The following is a 20,584-nucleotide window of genomic DNA, read 5'->3' as shown; positions in this document are numbered from 1 at the left end:
AAAATGACAGCATCTGCAAAAGTTGAACAGATTGTTTTAGATGAGATTTGCCTTGCAGGCGAAGCATGGATGGGTGAGGTGAAGCAAGGTCAGTACTTCCGTATTATTGATCTGGAAGGCAACCAAGCCGTTGATACCTTATTTATCAGTGCCAACAATGCCGAAGAGCGTTATAGCGCAACAGATACTTTGGCGCAAAATCAGCAGCTTTATCTGGAAAAAGGCACGACCTTATTTAGTAATTTTGCCCGTCCAATTGCCCGTATTGTTGATGATAATTGCGGTAGACATGACACCTTAGGCGGCGCATGTTCATGTGAAAGCAATACGGTACGTTATGCACACGATAAATATCCGATGCACAGTTGCCGCAATAATTTCATGTATGCCTTGGCACAGCACCCAATTGCCAAAAAGCATCAGCTCAATGTCCGTCATATTGGACCCAATATTAACTTTTTTATGAATGTGCCTGTGACTGCGGACGGTCATTTAAAGTTTGAAGATGGGGTCTCGGCGCCGGGTAAATATGTCGAGATCAAAGCCGAAATGGATTTGATCGTTCTGATTTCAAATTGTCCGCAATTGAATAATCCTTGCAATGCATATAACCCGACCAAAATCCAACTTGTTATACGTGACGCATGAGGTGGCATAATGTTTAAAAAAGTACTGATTGCCAATCGTGGAGCGATAGCCTGTCGTGTCATTCGTAGCTTAAAGAAACTTGGGATTCAATCGGTTGCAGTCTATTCCGAAGCGGATCGAGATTCCTTGCATGTTAGTTTAGCGGATGAAGCGATTTTTATCGGTGATTCAGCTGCACAGCAAAGTTATTTAAATATTGAAAAAATTCTGGCCGCAGCACAGCACACTGGGGCCGAAGCGATTCATCCAGGTTATGGTTTTTTATCGGAAAATGCCACATTTTGTGATCTCTGTGAGCAACACGGTATAGCTTTCATTGGCCCAACTTCACAACAAATGCGTGATTTTGGTCTAAAACATACCGCACGAGCATTGGCGATCGAGAACAATGTGCCATTACTCCCAGGTAGTCAGTTGCTTATCGATTTGGATGATGCCGTGTTTCAGGCCGATCAGATTGGATATCCCGTGATGCTGAAAAGCACCGCAGGCGGTGGCGGTATCGGGATGCGTTTGGTCTGGAATGCACAGGAATTAAAAGAAGCCTATCAAACTGTTTCCTATCTGGCGCAAGCCAATTTTAAAGATGCGGGACTGTATCTGGAAAAGTTTGTCGAAAATGCGCGCCATATTGAGGTACAGATTTTCGGTGATGGTCTGGGCCATGTCATTGCACTTGGTGAGCGTGATTGTTCAGTACAACGCCGTAACCAAAAGGTGATTGAGGAAACACCGGCACCACACTTGAATGATGAACAGCGCAGCTATATTCAACAGATCGCCATTCAATTGATGCAGTCGGTGCAATATCGTTCTGCAGGTACGGTTGAATTTGTGATGGATACCGATACCCAACAGTTCTACTTTTTAGAAGTGAATACACGCTTGCAAGTGGAACATGGAGTGACGGAACAGGTTTATGGCGTTGATCTAGTCGAATGGATGGTGACCTTAGCCAGTGGGGATTGGCAAGCATCGCAACTGATTGCACCATCTAAAGGTCATTCGATTCAAGTGCGTTTATATGCCGAAGATCCAATTAAGAACTTTCAACCTAGCGCAGGCTTATTGACCAGTGTCAAATTTGATGCTCAGTCACGGGTGGAAACCTGGGTGGAAACAGGCTCAAATGTTTCTTCATTCTACGACCCGATGATTGCCAAGATTATTGTCACGGCAGCAGATCGTGAGCAGGCCATTGCTGCCATGCAAAATAGCCTAAGTAATACAGAAATTGCAGGGATTGAAACCAATCTCGAGTACTTACAGGAAATTATCGCGGGTGAGGTGTTTCAAAAAGGCACACAGACCACGCGTTTCTTGAATCATTTTGAATGGAAAACCCAAAAAATAGAGGTGTTGCAGGCAGGGATTCAAACTGCAGTGCAGGATGTAACAGGTCGCTTGGGCTATTGGGATGTTGGTGTTCCGCCTTCAGGCGCAATGGATGCATTGAGCTTGAATGTAGCCAATCAATTGTTGGGCAATGTATTTAACAGTTCTGGACTAGAATGTACCTTGCTTGGACCAACATTAAAGTTTCATTGTGATAGTCAGATTGCCATTACAGGCGGTGAGATGGAGGTTAGTCTAGATGGGCAGCCTGTCGCGATGTGGTCAACGATCAATGTGCGTAAAGGGCAGGTGTTAAAATGTGGTCGTATCAGTACAGGTTGTCGCAGTTATATTGGGATTAAACATGGATTTAATCTGCCTGCTTATTTAGGCAGTTTAGCTACGTTTACCTTAGGGCAATTTGGTGGTCATGCAGGGCGTAACTTACTGATTGGTGATATGTTGCCAATCACGGAGGCGAAAACAGAGCAAACAGTTGCATTAACACCTGAACAAATCCCAAGTTTTAAAACTGACTGGGAAATCGCGGTCATGTATGGCCCACATGGTGCACCTGATTTCTTTACGCCAAATGATATTGCCATGCTTTTTGATCAAGACTGGGAGATTCATTTTAACTCGAGTCGTACCGGCATTCGTTTGATTGGTCCTAAACCTGAGTGGGCGCGGATTGATGGCGGTGAGGCAGGTCTACATCCGTCGAATATCCATGACAATGCCTATGCGATTGGTGCAATTGATTTCACGGGAGATATGCCGATTATTTTAGGGCCAGATGGTCCGAGTTTAGGTGGCTTCGTTTGTCCTGCGGTGGTGATTAACTCCGAGTTGTGGAAGTTGGGGCAACTGAAAGCAGGCGATAAAGTCAGATTTATTCCTGTCAGCTATGCGCAGGCGCAACAGTTAGAACAACGCTATCAATCGGCCTTACAGAATGAAACGGCATCACAGATTAATTTTGAACCGATGTTTAAAGCAGAGCCTGTCACCTTAAAAAATGCGGTATTGGCGACTTTGGATCAGGGTGCGGCTAAACCCAAAGTGAGCTATCGTCCCGCAGGTAACCAATATCTGTTGGTAGAATATGGTGAACTGGTCTTAGATCTCAATTTACGTTTTCGTATTCATGCCTTAATGCAATGGGTGCAGCAACAAAATATTCAGGGCGTTATTGATCTGACCCCGGGCATTCGTTCATTGCAGATTCATTATAATTCAATGGTTCTAGAGCAACTGGATTTACTGCGCTTGTTACAAGTGGCTGAAAGTGAATTACCCGATATTGAAAATATGCAGGTACCGTCTAGAACGGTGTATTTGCCTCTAGCTTGGGAAGATTCACAAACGCAGCTTGCAACTGAAAAATATACGCAATTGGTTCGTCCAGATGCGCCGTGGTGCCCCGATAATATCGAGTTTATTCGCCGTATTAATGGTCTTGCATCGAAGCAAGCGGTAAAAGACGTGGTCTATGACACGGCTTATTTGGTGATGGGCTTGGGCGATGTCTATCTGGGCGCACCTGTTGCTACACCGCTAGACCCGAGACATCGTTTAGTCACCACCAAATATAACCCTGCACGAACATGGACGCCTGAAAATGCGGTTGGAATTGGCGGGGCTTATATGTGTGTTTATGGCATGGAAGGACCGGGCGGCTATCAGTTTGTAGGCCGTACCACACAGGTGTGGAGTCGTTATCGTCAAAATCCGAATTTTGAACTGCATAAGCCATGGTTGCTTAGATTCTTTGACCAGATCCGTTTCTATGAAGTGTCTGAATCTGAGCTGTTGGACATGCGGGAAGACTTTAAAGCAGGCCGTTTGCAACTGCGCATCGAAGAAGGGGTACTGAATCTCAAAGACTATAATGCTTTTCTGAAAGACAATGAGAGTAGTATTCAGGCTTTTAAACAGGTTCAACAAAGCAATTTTGAAGACGAGCGCCGTCGATGGCATGAAGCGGGCTTGGCTGAATATGTTTCTGAAAGTTTAGATGCTGTACTGGACGATTCAGAGATCACAGTTCCGAGCGGTGGCATGATTGTGGAGTCACATATGCCAGGCTCAGTCTGGAAAATTGAATGTACCGTAGGCGATATTATCGAAGAAGGTGAAACTTTGGCGGTGATTGAAGCAATGAAAATTGAAATTCCAATCCTTGCGCCTGCAAAAATGAAAGTCGACAGTATCTTGATTGATAAAGCGCAAACGGTAAAAACAGGACAGGCATTATTTACACTTGCGCCTGCTGGATAGCGATTAAATTCATGATGCAGAAAAGGCCCTATGATGAAACATCGGGCTTTTTTTATGTGCATTTATTCAGCAATTCACACGGTTTTTCCTCCTTTATTTGGTTAAAAAACTGGCATAGATACTGCATTAAATATTACGAATTATAAATTTGGTATTACTAAGGCTGAGGTGGTTATGAAAACGCAATCAATCCTAATTCAGTATTTCAAAGTTGCAGTGCGCTGTTTTGCCAATTTACTGAGCGTCCGAGCAGGTCTGTATGTAAAGCAAACCCAACTCCCTAAACAATAGTCTGATCATTATGAATGCTCGTCCTAAACTGACTCGAATCAGTATTACCGTGCCTGAAAAGACGGTTGAAGCCTTAGATCAAACCATTGTCGAAGAGCATTATGAGAGTCGCTCTCAGGCAATTGTCGATATGATCAACAAGCATCTCATTGCTGAGCAGGCACAGCAAAATGCAGTCATGGTCGGCACACTGACTTTGCTCTATGACGCCAGTTGTATGCCGTTGCGGATGCAGCTCTTAGATTTACAGCAGAAATTTTTAGAACAGGTGATTAGTTCATTACATATTCAACTGGATCAACAAAAAATATTGGAAGTCATGCTGTTACAAGGTGGCAGCAATGATCTTAAACAGATTAGCCAACAATTTACCGCCTTAAAAGGAGTCATTAAAGGGCATCTGGAACTCATGGATGCGGTGATGCCACCCTTACAGCAAAACAATTAGCAAGCGTTGGCATTGTCGCTAAACACGTAATTGAGATGTGGGCAAAATTTTCAAAAAAGATATGGGGTGATTATGAAGCAAGCAATAGCAACTTTATCCGTTTCAGTGCTGTTGGGACTGGGCCTTAGCGCGTGTGATAATTCCGCCAAAGTGCCAACGGCGGAAAAAGCGACCGAGGCCAAAGATGTAACGACAACCACGCCTATTACGATTGGTTATAGTGATTGGCCGGGTTGGGTGGCTTGGCAAGTGGCGATTGAAAAGGGTTGGCTCAAAGATGCAGGCTTAAATGTTGAATTTAAATGGTTCGATTATTCAGCTTCAATTTCTGCTTTTGCCGCCAATCAACTGGATGCTGTGTTTATTACCAATGGTGATAATTTGGTGAATGCCTCTGGGGGAAGCAAGGGTATGATTATTATGGTCACAGATTATTCTGCGGGTAATGATGTGATTATTGCCAAGACTGGCATCAACAGTATTCAAGATTTAAAAGGAAAATCCATAGCAACGGAAAAGGGCTTAGTCGATCACCTGCTATTATCGACGGCTTTGACCGATGCCAAGATTCCTTTTTCAGATATTAAATTGGTCAATTCGGTGACCAATGAACTTCCTCAAGTGTTTGGCAGTCAGGATGTTGCTGCAATTGCAGTTTGGCAACCCGTGGCTAATCAGGCCTTAAAAGCCGTTGCAGGTTCCAAGATTATTTACAGTTCCAAGGATAAGCCTGGCTTGATTTACGATACCTTAGCGGTAAATCCAACTCATTTATCTGTGCATAAAGAGGATTGGAAAAAGCTGATCCAAGTGTGGGATAAAACGGTGAAATACATCCAAGACCCTGCCACCCATGCAGATGCGGTAAAAATCATGGCCAATCGTGTTGGTGTTGATCCTCAACAATATGAGCAATTTATTGAGGGGACGCATTTACTGGATATTGCAGCGAATAAGAAAGTGTTCCAGAAGGGAACAGGCTTTGATTCGATTTATGGTTCGACCTATCACGTCAATCAATTCAATGTCAGCAATGGTATTTATAAAACTGAAGTGGATGTGGATGGTTTGATCTATCCGGCTTTGGTGGATGAGTTGAAATAGATATTTTCTGGTATAAAAAATTGTTCTTAATGAGCGATTTTTATGTTCTCAGATTCTAAATCAACAGGACGATTGTGATAGAACCTTTTATCACAATCGTCCTTGTCTAGATCAATCACATACAAATAGGATTAGTAAGTCCGTGTGGCATTTTTTAATAAATGCTTTTGTTCAGCCATTAGCCATTGTTGTGTATCCGTGGTGGTTGCAGTTGCGGTATGAAATACAAAATCAGGTTGATAGATATCCAAGTGAAAATAAAGTCGATACAGCTCACCTTCAATCTGTTTTAGTTGAGTCAGGGTGTTGGCATCTTCTATTTCAAAATCATCCAGTGAAATCGATTGCTGCAAACGACTGGTGATAGTACTAAAACCAATAGAAGAACCATTTAAGGCAACTGAGACTTCATAACTTTCAATTGCTTTGAGATCGTTTTCGGGATGATCAATTGGGCCATTTTTCAATTGATGTTGCAGCTGTGGATGACGTGATTGTGCATAAGCCATGTGTTGATCGCAAATCATCAAGCCCCCATCCATAGGTACAATCTTTTGTGTTGCCACATATTGCATTTGAAATAGACGTAAACCAAGCAATAAGCCATGCTGAGCCTGTTGTCGCCAATCTTCTACGTAGGCATGGGAAGGTGAGAACTCTAAAATGCTATTGCCGATTGGGTAAAGCTTAGCAGGTTCAGGCCATTGAATATGATTCTGATAGTTCTGATGAACCTGCCAAGAGAGTAATTCGCGCTCTGAATCCCATAAAGTATCGCCAATCCATCCTTGTCGTTCATATACTGCAGTTTGATTGGCATCGATCAGTCGTAGATCAATGCTAAAAGATTTGGACTGAAACCAATACACAATCGTTTTTTCATCGGTCATGCCATTGAAGAAGCTGATACTTTTACGTCTAAAACATCCCAATAAATAGCGTGGTAAGGGCAAGTGATCATCAATTACTGTTGGCTCAAGTTGCGCTAATAAGTTGATTAGGTTCATTCACTTGCTCCTTGTTCATTTAAACCAAAAGAGTATAGTGGACGGGCATTTTCAAGTACCAACTCACCCGACTGAATGCGTTGCTTGAGGTATATAAAGGTTTGAGCTGTTTGGTTGAACAGATGTTCACCACCTTTCATTGGCGGATATAACGGCGCTTCATTAGGAATCAACGGTTGAATCAGATAGTCATAATCACAGGAGAAGAACAGCGGAAAAGAGTAACGTTCTTGTTGTACACGTCTTACACGATGCTTGGTTGCCAGATAACGACCGTTAGATAATATCTCCATCATGTCACCAATATTCATTACCATGGTGTTTTCAATTAAGGGAACATCGATCCATTCACCTTGTTTATTCAGTACCTGTAAACCTTCAGCCGTTGGAAATAAAAGGGTAAAACATTCATAGTCGGTATGTGCCCCAATACCTGATTGATCTTGTGCTTCGGGATTGTAAGGGTAGTGAATCAGCCTCAATTGGCTTGGTGCATGCTTTGAATGCGGTTCAAAAAAGTCCTCATTCAAATCAAGTGCCAAAGCAAAGGCTTTAAACAGCTGATTGCCGATGGCTTTGATATGTTGATAATAATTTAAAACGGTGTGTTTAAAGTGGGCATCTTCAGGCCATAGCGTTGGGCCGAGTAAAGGACGACGATGCTGCTCACCGAGATAGTCATAATTGATGTCATAGGACTCTTTTAGATCATAGACATTGGCTTTAAACTGTTCTTCGCCAATCGGCACATAACCACTATGATTTTCGGAAAGGCCAATATAATGTTGCATTTTAGTGGCTTGGTCTTGGCTAAAATATTGCTGCGCGATTTGTTTTAACTGATCGAACAGTTCGGGTTGAAATTGCTCCCCTTGAATGTATAAGAAGCCGACGTCTTTACAGGCTTGATCAAGTTGCTTCACCACCTGTTTGCGGTCTTCTAAACTCGCGCTGTTGAGGAGTGAAATATCAATTAAGGGCAACACATAATCATGGTTCATGAGATTCACCATTGGCTGGTCGTCCAGCAATAAATGAAGCAGATTGGGTCGTCCCAAACGCTATTTTATTTCTGTGTACTCATTTGGGCCATACGTGGAATTTTAGGTAAATCCTGCAACGCGGGATCTAGGGCTTCCTCTTGGTGATGTACCAACAGATCAACATGCTCCCGTAGCTGTTTGAATTCAGGTGAATGCATCAGTTCCATGCTTCGTGGGCGTGGTAAATTGACTTCGATAATCTCTTTGACCTCACCCGGATTGGCTTTTAAAGCCACAATACGATCTGCCAGTAAAATGGCTTCATCCATGTCATGCGTGACAAATAAAATAGTGATATCAATGTTTTGCCATAAGTCCATGAGATGCTTTTGCATTTTTTGTCGGGTGTAGGGATCAAGTGCGCCAAAAGGCTCATCCATCAGTAAAATCTTAGGTTCATTGACCAAGGCACGGGCAATGGCGACACGCTGTTTCATCCCACCAGAAAGCTCATGCGGGAACTGGTTCTCATATTTTTCTAAGCCAATAATATTGATCCATTCACGCGCCATTTCTTCGGCACGGGTTTGACTGATGCCTTTCATCAAAGGGCCAAACATCACATTTTCTTTGACGGTTTTCCATGGAAATAAGGTATAGCCTTGAAACACCATGCCACGTTCTGAACTTGGGCCTTTAATTTTTTGTCCTTCAACCAGAACTTCACCACTGTGGTAGTCATCTAGACCTGCAACCACACGGCTTAAAGTTGATTTTCCACAGCCCGAAGGACCAATCACACAGACAAACTCACGCTTATGAATACGTAAATCAATCTGGTTCAGTACGGTTCGTTCTGAATCACCATGCTGAAAAATTTGTGTCAGTTGCTTGGTTTCCAACATTAGGGGACGCGTATAAATATGCTCAAAATAGGCTTTGGCATCAAAATGATCTGTCATATTTATACTCCTTTTTTCCATTTAAACAGGGAACTGCCGAGTTTCATTAAAATCAAATCACATAACAGTCCAATCACCCCGATAATCAGGATGGCGGCATAAACATTATCGAAATTTTGATAACGCGCTTGTTGCGTAATGAACCAGGTAATTCCTGAGGTTGCACCAATCAGTTCCGACACAATTAAATAGGTCCACGCCCAACCCAATAGGACACGTTGATCACGATAAATATCAGGCAGTGCCGCAGGAATTACCACATGGAACAGGCTTTTAAGCTTATTGGTACCTAGGGTATAACCTGCTTCAACCAAGCCGCGATCAACCATTCGGGTGGTATTGGCAATGATCAAAATTTGCTGAAATAAGGTACCAATCACGATAATGGCAATTTTCGGGGCATCATTAATGCCTAAAATCGCCACCGCCAATGCCCCAAAGGCAGGTGCAGGCAAGTAGCGAAAGAACTCGACAAAGGGTTCGGTGAGTTTGGAAATGCTATTGGAAAAGCCACACAGAATACCAAGCGGCACACCGATTAATGAAGAGATAAAAAACGCCGTAAAGACAATCTTGATACTGTGCCACAGGCTTTGATGTAACCAAGGGGCATCGGCCTGTTGCGGGGGCGTGGTAAACGAAGTGAAAAGTGCTTTCGCCACTTGATGCGGTGCAGGCAAATAAATTGGATTGACCAGAATACCTATAGGCGGGGTTTTGCCTTGATTGACGGCATCTTGAGCCTCTGCATAATAAGCCTGCTTATCTATTCGGGTGCCTGCCTGTAGATAAGTGGCTGAGCCTGCATCGGTAATTTGAACTTGTGGATGCCAGATAAAAGGTAAGTAACTGACACAGCTCCAGATTAAGATGGGAATCAGAAAAGATCCCAAACTCAAGTAAAGCTTTTTCCTTTTTGACAATACTGAATGATGCATAGGTGCACACCCGTAGTAATACTAATTGAATAAAACGTAATACTAGTTAGCAATTTTGATGCCAGTGCGGATGCTGAAGAGCAAAATCAGGATGAAGTGCAGTCAATGAAAAGCGAGATAGGCACTTTGTAATTTGATAGCGATGCTTGTGCCTATCTTTTAGTGAGTCCTTAATGTTTGAATAGATTCAAGTTATTGAATTTTATCAGCAGTTGATCAGGAGATTCCTGCCACGCTGGGTCAGGCTGAATACAATCGATGGGACAGACAGCGAGGCAGGTAGGTGCTGTATAGAAACCAATGCATTCAGTGCAACGTTGTGGGTCGATTTCATAGACTTTTGCACCTTCATTAATCGCCTGATTGGGACATTCAGGCAAGCACATATCACAATTGATACATGCGTTGGTAATGATGAGTGCCATATCAATCTGCCGAATAGGCAAGTGCAGCAGATTGCAACTCGGTTGTGGCGTGGGGCAAATTACGAATCAAGAGTGCATATTCAATATCGATCTCAGCGGAGAGTGGAATTTCGACGATATGACCTGAACCTTTGGCATTTTCAATAGCATTGCCTTTAAGATCGCGCATCTGTTCTAATTTGAAGTGGATATTACCTTTGGGGGTCATTAACTCAAGTGAATCACCAATCACAAAGCGGTTTTTAACCTCAATGCGAATATAGTCACCATGACGGCCAATCACTTCACCGCAAAATTGTTGATAGTCAAAATGTGATGATCCGTCTGCATAATTTTGATAATCGCTATGCACATGGCGACGCAAGAAGCCTTCGGTATAACCACGATTGGCCAAGCCTTCCAGTTGTGTCATCAAGCTAGGATCAAAGACTTTGCCTGCCAGTGCATCATCAATAGCTTTGCGGTAAATCTGTGCAGTTCGGGCACAATAAAAATAAGATTTGGTACGGCCTTCAATCTTTAAAGAAGCAACACCCATTTGAGTCAGACAATCCACATGCTGCACTGCGCGTAGGTCTTTGGAGTTCATGAAATAAGTACCATGTTCATCCTCTTCAGCGGCAAACATGTCTTCATCATTACGCTGTACCAAAACAGTTTGTGCTGCTGTATCAGTGCGGTTTGATGTCTGCGAGCAACATTGCTGTTGGGTATCGACCTGCTGAACAGGAATCACATCACCATTGGCATCTTCCTGTGCCTTGTGGATTTTATAGTCCCAACGACAGGCATTGGTACAGGCACCTTGATTGGCATCACGTTTATTCATATAGCCCGATAACAAGCAACGACCTGAATAGGCCATACACAGTGCACCATGCACGAACACTTCCAGTTCAATGTCTGGCACATGTTTCTGGATTTGTTCTATTTCTTCGAGCGAAAGTTCTCGTGACAAGATCACGCGACTTAGACCATAGTCTTTCCAGAATTTTACCGTAGCCCAGTTAATGGCATTGGCTTGTACCGACAGATGAATCTGCATCTCGGGGAAATGTTCACGTACCAGCATAATCAAACCGGGGTCTGACATAATCAGCGCGTCTGGCTGCATGGCAATAATCGGTTCGATATCTCGAATAAAGTTTTTGAGTTTGCTGTTATGCGGCTGGATATTGACCACCACATAAAATTTTTTGCCTAGCGCATGCGCCTCATCAATCCCGATTTTTAAATTGTCATGGTCAAATTCATTGTTGCGCACGCGTAAGCTATAACGAGGCTGGCCTGCATAGACCGCATCGGCACCATAAGCAAAGGCATAACGCATATTTTTAAGTGAACCAGCAGGAGAGAGTAATTCAGTATTCATGATGCAGCATAAAAGGCATATAAAAAATAAGGAATTATTCTAGAAAGTTCAGCACAAGGATTCAACCTAGCATTTTGCTCAGGATTTTATCCATGCTTAAGGGAAATCTAGATAATAAAAAAGCACCCGAAGGTGCTTTTTAGAATTAGTGATGACGGTGCTTTCTTTTTTTCTTGTATTTTTTCGATTGGTAATTGTCATAGTCACGGTCTTGACCAACTTTACGACCTAGAGCAGCACCACCCGCTGCACCAGCAGCAGCACCAATATAACCACCTGTGGTGCCACCGAGGTTTTTGCCGACCGTATAACCACCCACACCACCTAGACCACCACCAATGGCAGCTTCGGTACGGGTGCGTTTGCTACTTGCAGCCGCTGCACCACCAGCACCACCGACAGCAGAACCAATCATTGCGCCACTGTTTCCGCCAATTTCTTTACCAATTGCAGTACCTACGACACTACCAAGCGCAGATGTTGCAGCAACACGGGTTGCATTATCCGCATGAGCAGCAGTAACTAGTGATGAGCTTGCAAAAACAGCAGCACACAACCAAGCATTTAATTTCATTTTTGACTCCGTGTCCGAAATATAGCGGACCTCTTTCTAATGGCAGCAAATGTAACAAAGTTTGAGTATGAAAGTGTGGAGAAGCTTTTCTGAATTATTACTCTTTAGTGTCTAGATTGTAGTGTTTTGTTTCTAAAAAAAGAGAAGAGTGCGAGTGAAGTTTGATTAAACAATAAGATAGTTAATCGGTGCACAAAAACAATGAAACCTTATTTTAAGGTTCCATTCATTTTTTAATTAATCTAATTGATCGTCTTTGCTGCTTTGTTGTTCAAGTTTGGGTTGGCGAGGATTCAGTTCAGTTTGCAAGCGTAGATAGTTTAAGTCACGGATATTCTTTTGGGTTGCGACCACGCCAAACAGACTCAATAAAAAGGACATGATGTAAAAGCCTTTTTCACTCATGCTCAGATCTGCATTCCATAAGCTCACCAATAATAGACCAATACAAAGCGCCATCGAAGCCCAGCATAGCCCATAGTAAATCGCCGTAACGGGAATTTCTTCGAGTTGGTCACGGACAGTTTTCTGTAGAGATGCGGCAGAGAAAAGTCCATAAAGCAAGATCACCAGATAATAACCTTTTTCATGCAAGGGCATGTTGGCATTCCATAGACCAATCATAAAGCCAACACCACCAGCGAGTAAGGCCACCCAGCTTGCAGCGATAAAGGCTGAAGTGGGACGGTTTATAAAATTATTCATAGAGTATCCTGTTGTTTTATCTTTCTATTTGTCTTGCATTATTTATATCTAAGCCTTGATCAGAGAACAAGCAATGAAAACTAAAACTGAACAATTTGTGATGAAATGGGTGAGGAATAGTAAGTTCCCCTGATTCTCTATGTCTTTTAAGCGGTAGAGTCTGTAAACTATGCGCAATTTTTTGATTTTGCTCGTGCTTGATTATGTTTGATCGCACTGAGTCTTTAGATTTTGAGATATTCCGCCCATGAAAGCATCACTCCGTTTAAGACTCGATCAACTCTGTGATCGTCACGAAGAGCTGACTGCATTACTCGCTGATGTAGAAGTAATTTCGGACAATAAACGTTTTCGTAAACTGTCCCGTGAACACAATGATTTAACTGAAATCACTGAGGTTTGGAGCAAATATCGTCAAGCGGAAGAAGATATCGAAACGGCTGAAACGATGAAATCAGATCCTGATTTCAAAGACATGGCCGAGGAAGAAATCAAAGAAAATAAAGCACTTTTGGTTGCGCTTGAAGAGCAGTTAAACGTGTTGATGATTCCGAAAGATCCAAATGACGCCAACGCTGCCTATCTTGAGGTGCGTGCTGGAACGGGCGGTGATGAAGCTGCGATCTTCTCGGGTGATTTATTCCGTATGTATAGCAAATACGCAGAAACACAAGGCTGGCGTATTGAAGTACTTTCTGAAAATGAAGGCGAGCACGGTGGCTACAAAGAAATCATTTGCCGTATTGATGGTGAAGGCGTCTATGGTCGTTTGAAATTTGAGAGTGGTGCACACCGTGTACAACGTGTCCCTGCCACTGAATCACAAGGCCGTGTACATACTTCAGCTTGTACGGTTGCGATTCTGCCAGAAGTCGATGTAGACACCACAGTCGAAATCAACCCTGCAGATTTACGTATTGATACTTACCGTGCATCAGGTGCAGGTGGTCAGCACATCAACAAAACCGATTCAGCGGTGCGTATTACTCATATTCCATCGGGTGTGGTGGTGGAATGTCAGGAAGAACGTTCACAACATAAGAACAAAGCCAAAGCCATGGCTTTGTTAGTCTCACGTTTAGAAAATGCGAAACGTGCGGCGGCTGATGCAGCAACCTCAGAAATGCGCCGCGACTTGGTCGGTTCAGGTGACCGTTCAGAGCGTATTCGTACTTATAACTACCCGCAAGGTCGTATGACTGACCATCGTATTAACCTGACTTTATATAAGTTGGATGCGATTATGGAAGGTGATTTAACTGAATTGCTGGATAGCTTACATCGTGAATATCAAGCGGATCAGTTGGCGATGCTTGCACAGGAAAATGGCGGCTAATGAATATTGCTCAAGCCTTAGAAATCAAAGGTGAAATTGATAGCTATGAACGTCAAGAGGCGGCGTGGCTACTGGAACATCTTTTGGGGATCAATGCCTTAGAACTTAAATTAAGACTTGAGCAAGAGTTGACGGAACTGCAAGAGCAAGCTTATTTAGATGGGCTGGCTCGTATCGAACAGGGTGAACCGTTGGCCTATGTCACAGGTTCACAACCGTTTTGGACGCTCGATTTAAAAGTCACCCATGACACTTTAGTACCGCGTCCCGATACAGAAATCCTTGTGGAAACTGTGCTAAAACTGCCATTAAGTTCACAAGCGAATATTGTTGACCTAGGTACAGGAACAGGTGCGATTGCTTTGTCGCTCGCGTGTGAGCGTCCACAATGGCAAGTGACTGCAACTGATATCTATGCACCAACTTTAGAAGTGGCGCAGGACAATGCCGTGCGACATGGTCTCATGCAGGTGAAGTTTGCTTGTGGGGCTTGGTTTGAGGCTCTAGAACAGCAACAGTTTGATCTGATTGTATCGAATCCGCCTTATATTGATCCAGACGATGTGCATATGCAAAAGCTCAAGTCTGAACCTGAGCGTGCATTGATTGCTGATAAGCAGGGTATGGCGGATATTGAAATTATCATCACCCAAGGTAAAGACTGGCTTAAACTGAATGGCTGGATTGTGCTTGAACATGGTTATGACCAAGGTCAAGCAGTACGTGATATTTTTGAGCAGCATCATTTTAGTCAGATTAAAACAATTCAGGACTATGGACAAAATGACCGAGTGACCTTGGCATGTTGGGCTTAAGCCTGTTTGTGAATAGTATCGCGCCAACGTAAGAGGTAATTTTCTAATAATTTCATTAAGCTGTCAGATATTTTTCCAAGCAAAGCCAATAAAATAATCGCAATGATCACAATATCTGGGCGTGAAGTTTCTCGTCCATCACTGAGTAGATAACCAATTCCTTGGGTTGCGGCAATCAGTTCCGCTGCGATCATAAACATCCACGATAAGCTCAAGCTATTGCGTAAACCGGTCAGGATTCCTGAAGCAGCGGCGGGTAACACAATTGAGATAACCCGTTGCAATGCATTGAGGCGATAGACCTTTCCAACTTCAATCAGTTTTCGGTCTACATTATGGATGGCAGCGACCGTATTGGTATAGGTCGGAAAAAATGCACCTATCGCAATCAGCGTGATTTTAGAAGATTCATCAATCCCTAACCAAAGTAATAATAATGGAATCCATGCAAGGCTTGGAATGGATTTGAGTGCGGAAAAAGAGGGTTCTAAATAGGCTTCTACTTCTTTGCTTAAGCCGACCCAAATCGCAAAAATTAAAGCTAAACCACTACCGATTGCAAAACCGATGAGTACCCGCCAAGTACTGATGTAAATGTGCTGTAGTAAATCAGTTTGAGCCAAATCCCAAAAAGATTGCCACAAGCTACTGGGTGCAGGGAGTAAATACGCTTCGATATTGCCATTTCTGACTAAAAGTTCACAGAGTATTAACAGCAGAGTAGGAAGTAGCAATGCTTTTAGCCAACGAATGAGGTTTGGGCTAAAACGCTTTTTATTTATTTGTGCGCTTTGCTGAGCAAGAAAATCCGTTAGCCCAGCCTTGTGACTTGAATTGCGCATGGGTTATTTCACAACTTTTTGAGCAAAACGTGGGTCAAGTAGCTGATCAACCACTTGATTGACATCAGTTCCTTTTCTAACTAAGTCTTCTTCCGTCAGGATTTTTCCTGATCGTTTCAGGGCTTGAGCTTGTGTAGCAGATGGAATGTTTTGTTCAAAGTTGGTACGGCTCAACTGCAATTTTGCAACAGGTAAAGGCAGTTTCGCTTCACTTGCTAACAACGCTGCAACTTTATCTGGATTGGCTTTGGCCCATTTGCGTGCTTGTTCATAAGCTTTAATCACAGCTTCTACCGCTTCTGGACTTTGTTTACTAAACTCTTCTTTGACGCTCAAGACGCTATAACTATTAAACGCAACATTACGATACAGCAATTTAGCCCCAGATTGGATTTGTGCAGACGCCATTAAGGGATCAAGTCCCGCCCATGCATCCACTTGACCGCGTTCTAATGCTGTTTTGCCGTCTGGGTGTTGTAAATGAACCAATTGAACATCACGTTTATTCAGTCCGACTATATCCAATGCTTGTAGCGTAAACAGGAAAGGATCTGTGCCCTTGGTCGCAGCAATTTTTTTGCCTTTGAGGTCTTTGAGGTTTTTGATTGGAGAATTTGCAGGAACAACCAATGCTGTCCATTCAGGTTGGCTTTGAATATAGACCGTCTTGATTGGGCTGCCGTTGGCGCGACTGAGTACTGCAGCCAAACCCGCGGTTGAAGCGAAATCAATACTATTGCTATTTAGATACTCTAGAGAACGGTTACTACCTTGGCTAAATACCCATTTAATTTCGGTATTGGGAAGGGCTTTTTCTAACAATTTTTGATCTTTTACTACTAAGCTGGTTGGCGCATAGTAGGCATAGTCAAGTTTAAGTGTGGTGGGAATGGCAGCAAAACTGGAGGATATAAATAAAGTAGAGAAGCCTAAAGCGAATAAAGTCTGAGAGAGAGGTAATTTAGAAAGGAAAGACATGAGCTAAATCAGCACCGTATAATGAAATATCAGCGATCTTTACATGGATCACAGCGCATCCCAACTGAGTTATTTTGATTTAGAAATCATGATAATAGATAAAAATCAAATTGGTCTCAAAACACTGTTTTTATTCACGAACAATGTTGATTATTACGTTGGGCTGCTATTGAAAAGATAGTGATATCCTCAGCTTAATCTTGGATATATTGCTGTACTGCATTGGCTAAACGGCTTTCACCTTGTTGTTGCAGTCCATCCACTACGCCTAAGGCATCTGGTTTTTCCCGATTTTGGCTGAGTTTAAACTTTCCTGTAATGTGTGAAATCGGAATTTCGATCCCGACAATGCCTTGCAGTTCCTGAGCAATATATTCGCTGGGTGCATCCGACATTTTCCAAGGCGTTGCTTGTTTGGCTTCATGGGTACGCGTCAGTCTAGCCAAGATGCCACGTAGCGCTTTTTCATCATATAAGAAATTGATGCTTCCTTTGACATGAATCACTTGATAATTCCATGTGGGTACATGTCGATGGTGTTGTTGCTTACTTGGATACCAATTCGGCGAGATATAACCATGTTCACCCTGAAAAATAATTAAAACCGCTGCACCATTTTCAATTTGAGTGTGAAGCGGATTATTCTTGGCTATATGCGCAATCAGTGTCGCTGTTTGGCTGTGCTCATCACGCAATAAATGAAAGGGCAAATGATTGGCTTCTAAGCCTTCAGCACTATGACTTATCAGAGTAGCAAAAGGGTAGTCCTGAATCAGTTGATATAATTTTTCAAGATCTATTTCTTCAAATATTTCAGGTAAATACATTGCTTATTCCTTCGATTATTCTAAATGGCCCAAACGTTTCTTTTTATTGGGTGAAGACTTTCTATAGCTGCCGGGACTGACCCCCGTCCATTTTTTAAAGGCACGATGGAATGCACTGGGGTCATGGAAATGCAAATCATCGCTGATGCTCTGGATTGAATCATTGCTTTTACTCAGCCGTTCAATGGCAATATCACAGCGGATATCATTTTTAAGCTGCTGATAACTGACGCCTTCTTGCTTTAAACGACGTTGAATGGTGGCGGTTGACATATTCAGTTGCTGTGCAATTTCTTTTAGTTCATCCCATTGTGATGGTGGCTGTAGCAGTAGTTGACGGCGGATCTGTAAGCTTAATGAGTTCTCATTTTTAAAGCGTACAATCAAGTTATAAGGTGTGTGTTTAAGAAAATCTTTGAGCGCTTGTTTATCTTTTTTGATTTTATGCTTGAGATAATGCGCGTCAAACTCGATTTGATTTTGCTCGGCATTAAATTGAATGTTCTCGCAAAACCGTACCCGATAATCTTGTATTTCCACAGGTGGGTGGCATCTGAAACTCATTTTGTGGAATCCGATGCGTTGATCACTCAACCAACACATCAAACTGTGTACCAACATTAAATAGGTTGAATAGGTAAACATCCGTTTCGGGTGCTCACGATCATGCAAGATCAAATAGGCTTTACTGCCTTTTTGAATCAGTTCACCCCGAATATCATCCAGTACCAAACTTAAAAATTTTAAAATTTCTTGAATGGCTTGCTCAAGGGTTTCGGCAGTAAACGCTAATTTCGCTAATAGACTATAACTGCCTCGGCGCATGGGATGAGTATCCATACCAAGAAACTCATCATTCATACTTTCAGCAACTTCGACCCATAACTGCGCACATTGTGCCACGGGAACTCGTGCCTTGGAGGAGGTCAATAGTTCAGCTGAAATACCTGCTCGATTGGCGATATTGACAATATTTAAACCACGACTTGCAGCAACACTTAATGCTTCACGAATTAAAGCATTTGAAATGGTGTCCTTAGCCGAATTAAGATCGAGGTTGAGGTTTTTGTTCATATATCAATAAAATACAGGAGAAGAATGAAATCGAATGCTCAAAAGCCGCAGCAAATTTGCTACTTTTTGAAATTGTATCGGAAAAAACTTGCCTTTAGGCTTAGTTATAAAAATTTATATCTTTAATTTGATAGGAAACGTAAATGAAAATTCAGGGAAAACATTTTGTTATTACAGGTGGCGGTTCAGGCCTAGGTGCAGCAACAGCAGAATATTTAGTTGAAAAAGGTGCTTCTGTGACACTCGTCGATATGAATATCGAAGCTGGCGAACAACAAGCACAGACCTTGGGCGCAGCAGCAGAATTTGTAAAACTAGATGTGACCGATGAAGCGGCAGCAGAACAGTTCTTTAAAGCTGTATTGGCGAAACATGGCAGCGTATATGGCCTGATTAACTGTGCAGGCATTGGTCCATCTGCAAAAGTCGTCGGTAAAGAAGGCGTACATGATTTGGCCATGTTCTCAAAAACCTTGCATATCAATGTCACAGGGACATTCAATATGTTGCGTTTCGCAGCGGAGGCCATGAGCAAAAATACTGTTGCTGAAGGCGATGAAGATCGAGGCGTGATTGTGAATACAGCGTCAGTGGCTGCCTTTGATGGTCAGATTGGACAAGCGGCTTATTCAGCATCAAAAGGTGCTGTGGTGGCGATGACTTTACCGATTGCACGAGAGTTAGCACGGCATGGTATTCGTGTCATGACCATTGCTCCAGGGATTATGGAAACCCCAATGTTGAAAGGCTTACCTCAAAATGTACAAGATGCCTTAGGACAAATGGTGCCTTATCCATCACGTTTAGGTCGCCCAGAAGAGTTCGCGCGTTTAGTGGCGCATATTGCTGAAAACTCCTATTTGAATGGTGAAGTGATCCGTTTGGATGGTGCAATCCGTATGGCTGCCAAGTAAATTTTATTTTAATTCGGAGATTAAACTCTGATTTTGTTTAAAGCCGTTGTGGATGTCACAACGGTTTTTACTTTGGTATTTGATATTGTGTCCGAATCGATTTCGTTTTAAGGTCGAATCAGAATATTGATCTGGATGATAATAACAACGATGAAAGCACTGATCTTTTTATCTGCAGCAATGACTGTGTCTTTAGCAGGTTGTGTGGGCAATATGAACCCGACGGGTGGCAATTCAAGACCGAATTATCCCTACTATGTGACACAGCAACCGATGTTGGTTAAAAAAATTCATGTTCCAGCAGGAACGACCTTGGTCTATAAGGAACAGTACTTCAAAAAAGGCAAACAAGACCAGATGATGTCAGAAAGTAAACTGACCGATATTCGATTGCCTATTGGTCAAAGCATTGATTGGGGTGGTGTACCAGTCACCATGATTTCACAGTTTTTTAATTCAGCTATGCGTGGTTATTCTGTCCATGCAAATTTTAAAAAACTAGATGCAGCTAAGCGAACCAGATTTTCTCAGTTATGGCAGAGTTGTGATGATGATCTAGGCATCAGTATCAAAGATCGAAAGGATTGGTCATTTAATAAAGCCAATATTGCGGATGTTGAAAGCTGTAGTACCAACTATCAACGTTACTTTAAAAATGACCAAGAACAGCAGCAGTTCTTGGATCTTTTATATCGTGAGTTAATGAAAATCAATGATCAATAAAAG

At 42.6% G+C, this 20,584-nt stretch carries 20 protein-coding genes; 8 read left to right on the top strand and 12 right to left on the bottom strand.

Annotation, left to right across the window (positions count from 1 at the left end):
• Positions 1-3 precede the first annotated feature (3 nt).
• From NDN13_RS06570 to NDN13_RS06555, 4 genes are all read left to right on the top strand, one after another.
• Positions 4-648, top strand: a complete 645-nt coding sequence (locus tag NDN13_RS06570; protein ID WP_251117647.1) for an urea amidolyase associated protein UAAP2 — start codon at positions 4-6, stop codon at positions 646-648.
• 9 nt (positions 649-657) lie between these two features.
• A complete protein-coding gene (uca, locus tag NDN13_RS06565) occupies positions 658-4,263 on the top strand; it encodes an urea carboxylase (RefSeq protein ID WP_251117646.1) in 3,606 nt (1,201 codons plus the stop codon).
• 301 nt (positions 4,264-4,564) lie between these two features.
• Positions 4,565-5,002 (top strand): CopG family ribbon-helix-helix protein, encoded by a 438-nt coding sequence (locus NDN13_RS06560; RefSeq protein ID WP_251117645.1) that lies wholly within the window; start codon positions 4,565-4,567, stop codon positions 5,000-5,002.
• A gap of 72 nt (positions 5,003-5,074) precedes the next feature.
• On the top strand, positions 5,075-6,106 hold the full coding sequence (locus NDN13_RS06555) for an ABC transporter substrate-binding protein (protein ID WP_502799556.1): 1,032 nt from the start codon (positions 5,075-5,077) through the stop codon (positions 6,104-6,106).
• A gap of 131 nt (positions 6,107-6,237) precedes the next feature.
• Here the strand turns inward: NDN13_RS06555 and NDN13_RS06550 are convergent, their stop codons facing one another.
• The 8 genes from NDN13_RS06550 to yiaA all read right to left on the bottom strand — a co-directional run bounded on the left by NDN13_RS06550 (position 6,238) and on the right by yiaA (position 13,072).
• Positions 6,238-7,113, bottom strand: coding sequence for a hypothetical protein (locus NDN13_RS06550; protein ID WP_251117644.1), 876 nt, complete (start codon positions 7,111-7,113; stop codon positions 6,238-6,240).
• Entirely contained in the window at positions 7,110-8,126 is a 1,017-nt protein-coding gene (locus NDN13_RS06545; protein WP_251117643.1) for an isopenicillin N synthase family dioxygenase, read from the bottom strand. Before NDN13_RS06545 ends, NDN13_RS06550 begins: the two co-directional genes overlap by 4 nt.
• Positions 8,127-8,179: 53 nt before the next feature.
• Positions 8,180-9,058, bottom strand: coding sequence for an ABC transporter ATP-binding protein (locus NDN13_RS06540; protein ID WP_251117642.1), 879 nt, complete (start codon positions 9,056-9,058; stop codon positions 8,180-8,182).
• A 2-nt stretch (positions 9,059-9,060) separates the two neighbouring features.
• Positions 9,061-9,996, bottom strand: a complete 936-nt coding sequence (locus NDN13_RS06535; protein WP_251117641.1) for an ABC transporter permease — start codon at positions 9,994-9,996, stop codon at positions 9,061-9,063.
• A 170-nt stretch (positions 9,997-10,166) separates the two neighbouring features.
• On the bottom strand, positions 10,167-10,421 hold the full coding sequence (locus NDN13_RS06530; protein ID WP_032858912.1) for a YfhL family 4Fe-4S dicluster ferredoxin: 255 nt from the start codon (positions 10,419-10,421) through the stop codon (positions 10,167-10,169).
• Position 10,422: 1 nt separating this feature from the next.
• The gene (trhP, locus tag NDN13_RS06525; RefSeq protein WP_251117640.1) at positions 10,423-11,793 is read right to left on the bottom strand and encodes a prephenate-dependent tRNA uridine(34) hydroxylase TrhP; all 1,371 of its coding nucleotides are present in this window, start codon (positions 11,791-11,793) and stop codon (positions 10,423-10,425) included.
• A 145-nt stretch (positions 11,794-11,938) separates the two neighbouring features.
• Positions 11,939-12,367, bottom strand: a complete 429-nt coding sequence (locus tag NDN13_RS06520; RefSeq protein WP_251117639.1) for a glycine zipper domain-containing protein — start codon at positions 12,365-12,367, stop codon at positions 11,939-11,941.
• 237 nt (positions 12,368-12,604) lie between these two features.
• Positions 12,605-13,072, bottom strand: a complete 468-nt coding sequence (gene yiaA / locus NDN13_RS06515) for an inner membrane protein YiaA (protein WP_251117638.1) — start codon at positions 13,070-13,072, stop codon at positions 12,605-12,607.
• Between the two features lie 247 nt (positions 13,073-13,319).
• Here yiaA and prfA point away from each other — a divergent pair, with 247 nt between their 5' ends.
• Both prfA and prmC read left to right on the top strand, forming a co-directional pair.
• The gene (gene prfA / locus NDN13_RS06510) at positions 13,320-14,408 is read left to right on the top strand and encodes a peptide chain release factor 1 (RefSeq protein ID WP_005212840.1); all 1,089 of its coding nucleotides are present in this window, start codon (positions 13,320-13,322) and stop codon (positions 14,406-14,408) included.
• A complete protein-coding gene (gene prmC, locus NDN13_RS06505) occupies positions 14,408-15,223 on the top strand; it encodes a peptide chain release factor N(5)-glutamine methyltransferase (RefSeq protein WP_251117637.1) in 816 nt (271 codons plus the stop codon). Before prfA ends, prmC begins: the two co-directional genes overlap by 1 nt.
• Here prmC and NDN13_RS06500 read toward each other — a convergent pair.
• From NDN13_RS06500 to NDN13_RS06485, 4 genes are all read right to left on the bottom strand, one after another.
• On the bottom strand, positions 15,220-16,065 hold the full coding sequence (locus tag NDN13_RS06500) for an ABC transporter permease (RefSeq protein WP_251117636.1): 846 nt from the start codon (positions 16,063-16,065) through the stop codon (positions 15,220-15,222). The genes prmC and NDN13_RS06500 overlap by 4 nt on opposite strands.
• Positions 16,066-16,068: 3 nt before the next feature.
• On the bottom strand, positions 16,069-17,043 hold the full coding sequence (locus NDN13_RS06495; RefSeq protein ID WP_251117635.1) for an aliphatic sulfonate ABC transporter substrate-binding protein: 975 nt from the start codon (positions 17,041-17,043) through the stop codon (positions 16,069-16,071).
• Positions 17,044-17,237: 194 nt separating this feature from the next.
• Entirely contained in the window at positions 17,238-17,870 is a 633-nt protein-coding gene (locus tag NDN13_RS06490) for an FMN-binding negative transcriptional regulator (RefSeq protein ID WP_251117634.1), read from the bottom strand.
• A gap of 15 nt (positions 17,871-17,885) precedes the next feature.
• Positions 17,886-18,944: an AraC family transcriptional regulator gene (locus NDN13_RS06485; RefSeq protein WP_242727197.1), complete on the bottom strand. Its 1,059-nt coding sequence runs from the start codon at positions 18,942-18,944 to the stop codon at positions 17,886-17,888.
• A 143-nt stretch (positions 18,945-19,087) separates the two neighbouring features.
• On the opposite strand from NDN13_RS06485, the gene NDN13_RS06480 reads away from it, so the two are divergent.
• Positions 19,088-19,858 carry a 3-hydroxyacyl-CoA dehydrogenase gene (locus NDN13_RS06480; protein ID WP_251117633.1) on the top strand — a complete coding sequence of 257 codons (771 nt, stop codon included), beginning with the start codon at positions 19,088-19,090 and terminating at the stop codon, positions 19,856-19,858.
• A gap of 150 nt (positions 19,859-20,008) precedes the next feature.
• Positions 20,009-20,581, top strand: a complete 573-nt coding sequence (locus NDN13_RS06475) for a hypothetical protein (protein WP_251117632.1) — start codon at positions 20,009-20,011, stop codon at positions 20,579-20,581.
• Positions 20,582-20,584: the final 3 nt, after the last annotated feature.

The organism is Acinetobacter sp. C32I, assembly GCF_023702715.1.
GTDB lineage: Bacteria > Pseudomonadota > Gammaproteobacteria > Pseudomonadales > Moraxellaceae > Acinetobacter.
This window is presented reverse-complemented; position numbering and strand designations above follow the sequence as displayed.

Excerpts from the sequence above, each read along its gene's own strand:
- NDN13_RS06570 (WP_251117647.1), top strand. The coding sequence starts at position 4 with ATGACAGCATCTGCAAAAGTTGAACAGATTGTTTTAGATGAGATTTGC.
- uca (WP_251117646.1), top strand. The coding sequence starts at position 658 with ATGTTTAAAAAAGTACTGATTGCCAATCGTGGAGCGATAGCCTGTCGT.
- NDN13_RS06560 (WP_251117645.1), top strand. The coding sequence starts at position 4,565 with ATGAATGCTCGTCCTAAACTGACTCGAATCAGTATTACCGTGCCTGAA.
- NDN13_RS06555 (WP_502799556.1), top strand. The coding sequence starts at position 5,075 with ATGAAGCAAGCAATAGCAACTTTATCCGTTTCAGTGCTGTTGGGACTG.
- NDN13_RS06550 (WP_251117644.1), bottom strand. The coding sequence starts at position 7,113 with ATGAACCTAATCAACTTATTAGCGCAACTTGAGCCAACAGTAATTGAT.
- NDN13_RS06545 (WP_251117643.1), bottom strand. The coding sequence starts at position 8,126 with ATGGTGAATCTCATGAACCATGATTATGTGTTGCCCTTAATTGATATT.
- NDN13_RS06540 (WP_251117642.1), bottom strand. The coding sequence starts at position 9,058 with ATGACAGATCATTTTGATGCCAAAGCCTATTTTGAGCATATTTATACG.
- NDN13_RS06535 (WP_251117641.1), bottom strand. The coding sequence starts at position 9,996 with ATGCATCATTCAGTATTGTCAAAAAGGAAAAAGCTTTACTTGAGTTTG.
- NDN13_RS06530 (WP_032858912.1), bottom strand. The coding sequence starts at position 10,421 with ATGGCACTCATCATTACCAACGCATGTATCAATTGTGATATGTGCTTG.
- trhP (WP_251117640.1), bottom strand. The coding sequence starts at position 11,793 with ATGAATACTGAATTACTCTCTCCTGCTGGTTCACTTAAAAATATGCGT.
- NDN13_RS06520 (WP_251117639.1), bottom strand. The coding sequence starts at position 12,367 with ATGAAATTAAATGCTTGGTTGTGTGCTGCTGTTTTTGCAAGCTCATCA.
- yiaA (WP_251117638.1), bottom strand. The coding sequence starts at position 13,072 with ATGAATAATTTTATAAACCGTCCCACTTCAGCCTTTATCGCTGCAAGC.
- prfA (WP_005212840.1), top strand. The coding sequence starts at position 13,320 with ATGAAAGCATCACTCCGTTTAAGACTCGATCAACTCTGTGATCGTCAC.
- prmC (WP_251117637.1), top strand. The coding sequence starts at position 14,408 with ATGAATATTGCTCAAGCCTTAGAAATCAAAGGTGAAATTGATAGCTAT.
- NDN13_RS06500 (WP_251117636.1), bottom strand. The coding sequence starts at position 16,065 with ATGCGCAATTCAAGTCACAAGGCTGGGCTAACGGATTTTCTTGCTCAG.
- NDN13_RS06495 (WP_251117635.1), bottom strand. The coding sequence starts at position 17,043 with ATGTCTTTCCTTTCTAAATTACCTCTCTCTCAGACTTTATTCGCTTTA.
- NDN13_RS06490 (WP_251117634.1), bottom strand. The coding sequence starts at position 17,870 with ATGTATTTACCTGAAATATTTGAAGAAATAGATCTTGAAAAATTATAT.
- NDN13_RS06485 (WP_242727197.1), bottom strand. The coding sequence starts at position 18,944 with ATGAACAAAAACCTCAACCTCGATCTTAATTCGGCTAAGGACACCATT.
- NDN13_RS06480 (WP_251117633.1), top strand. The coding sequence starts at position 19,088 with ATGAAAATTCAGGGAAAACATTTTGTTATTACAGGTGGCGGTTCAGGC.
- NDN13_RS06475 (WP_251117632.1), top strand. The coding sequence starts at position 20,009 with ATGAAAGCACTGATCTTTTTATCTGCAGCAATGACTGTGTCTTTAGCA.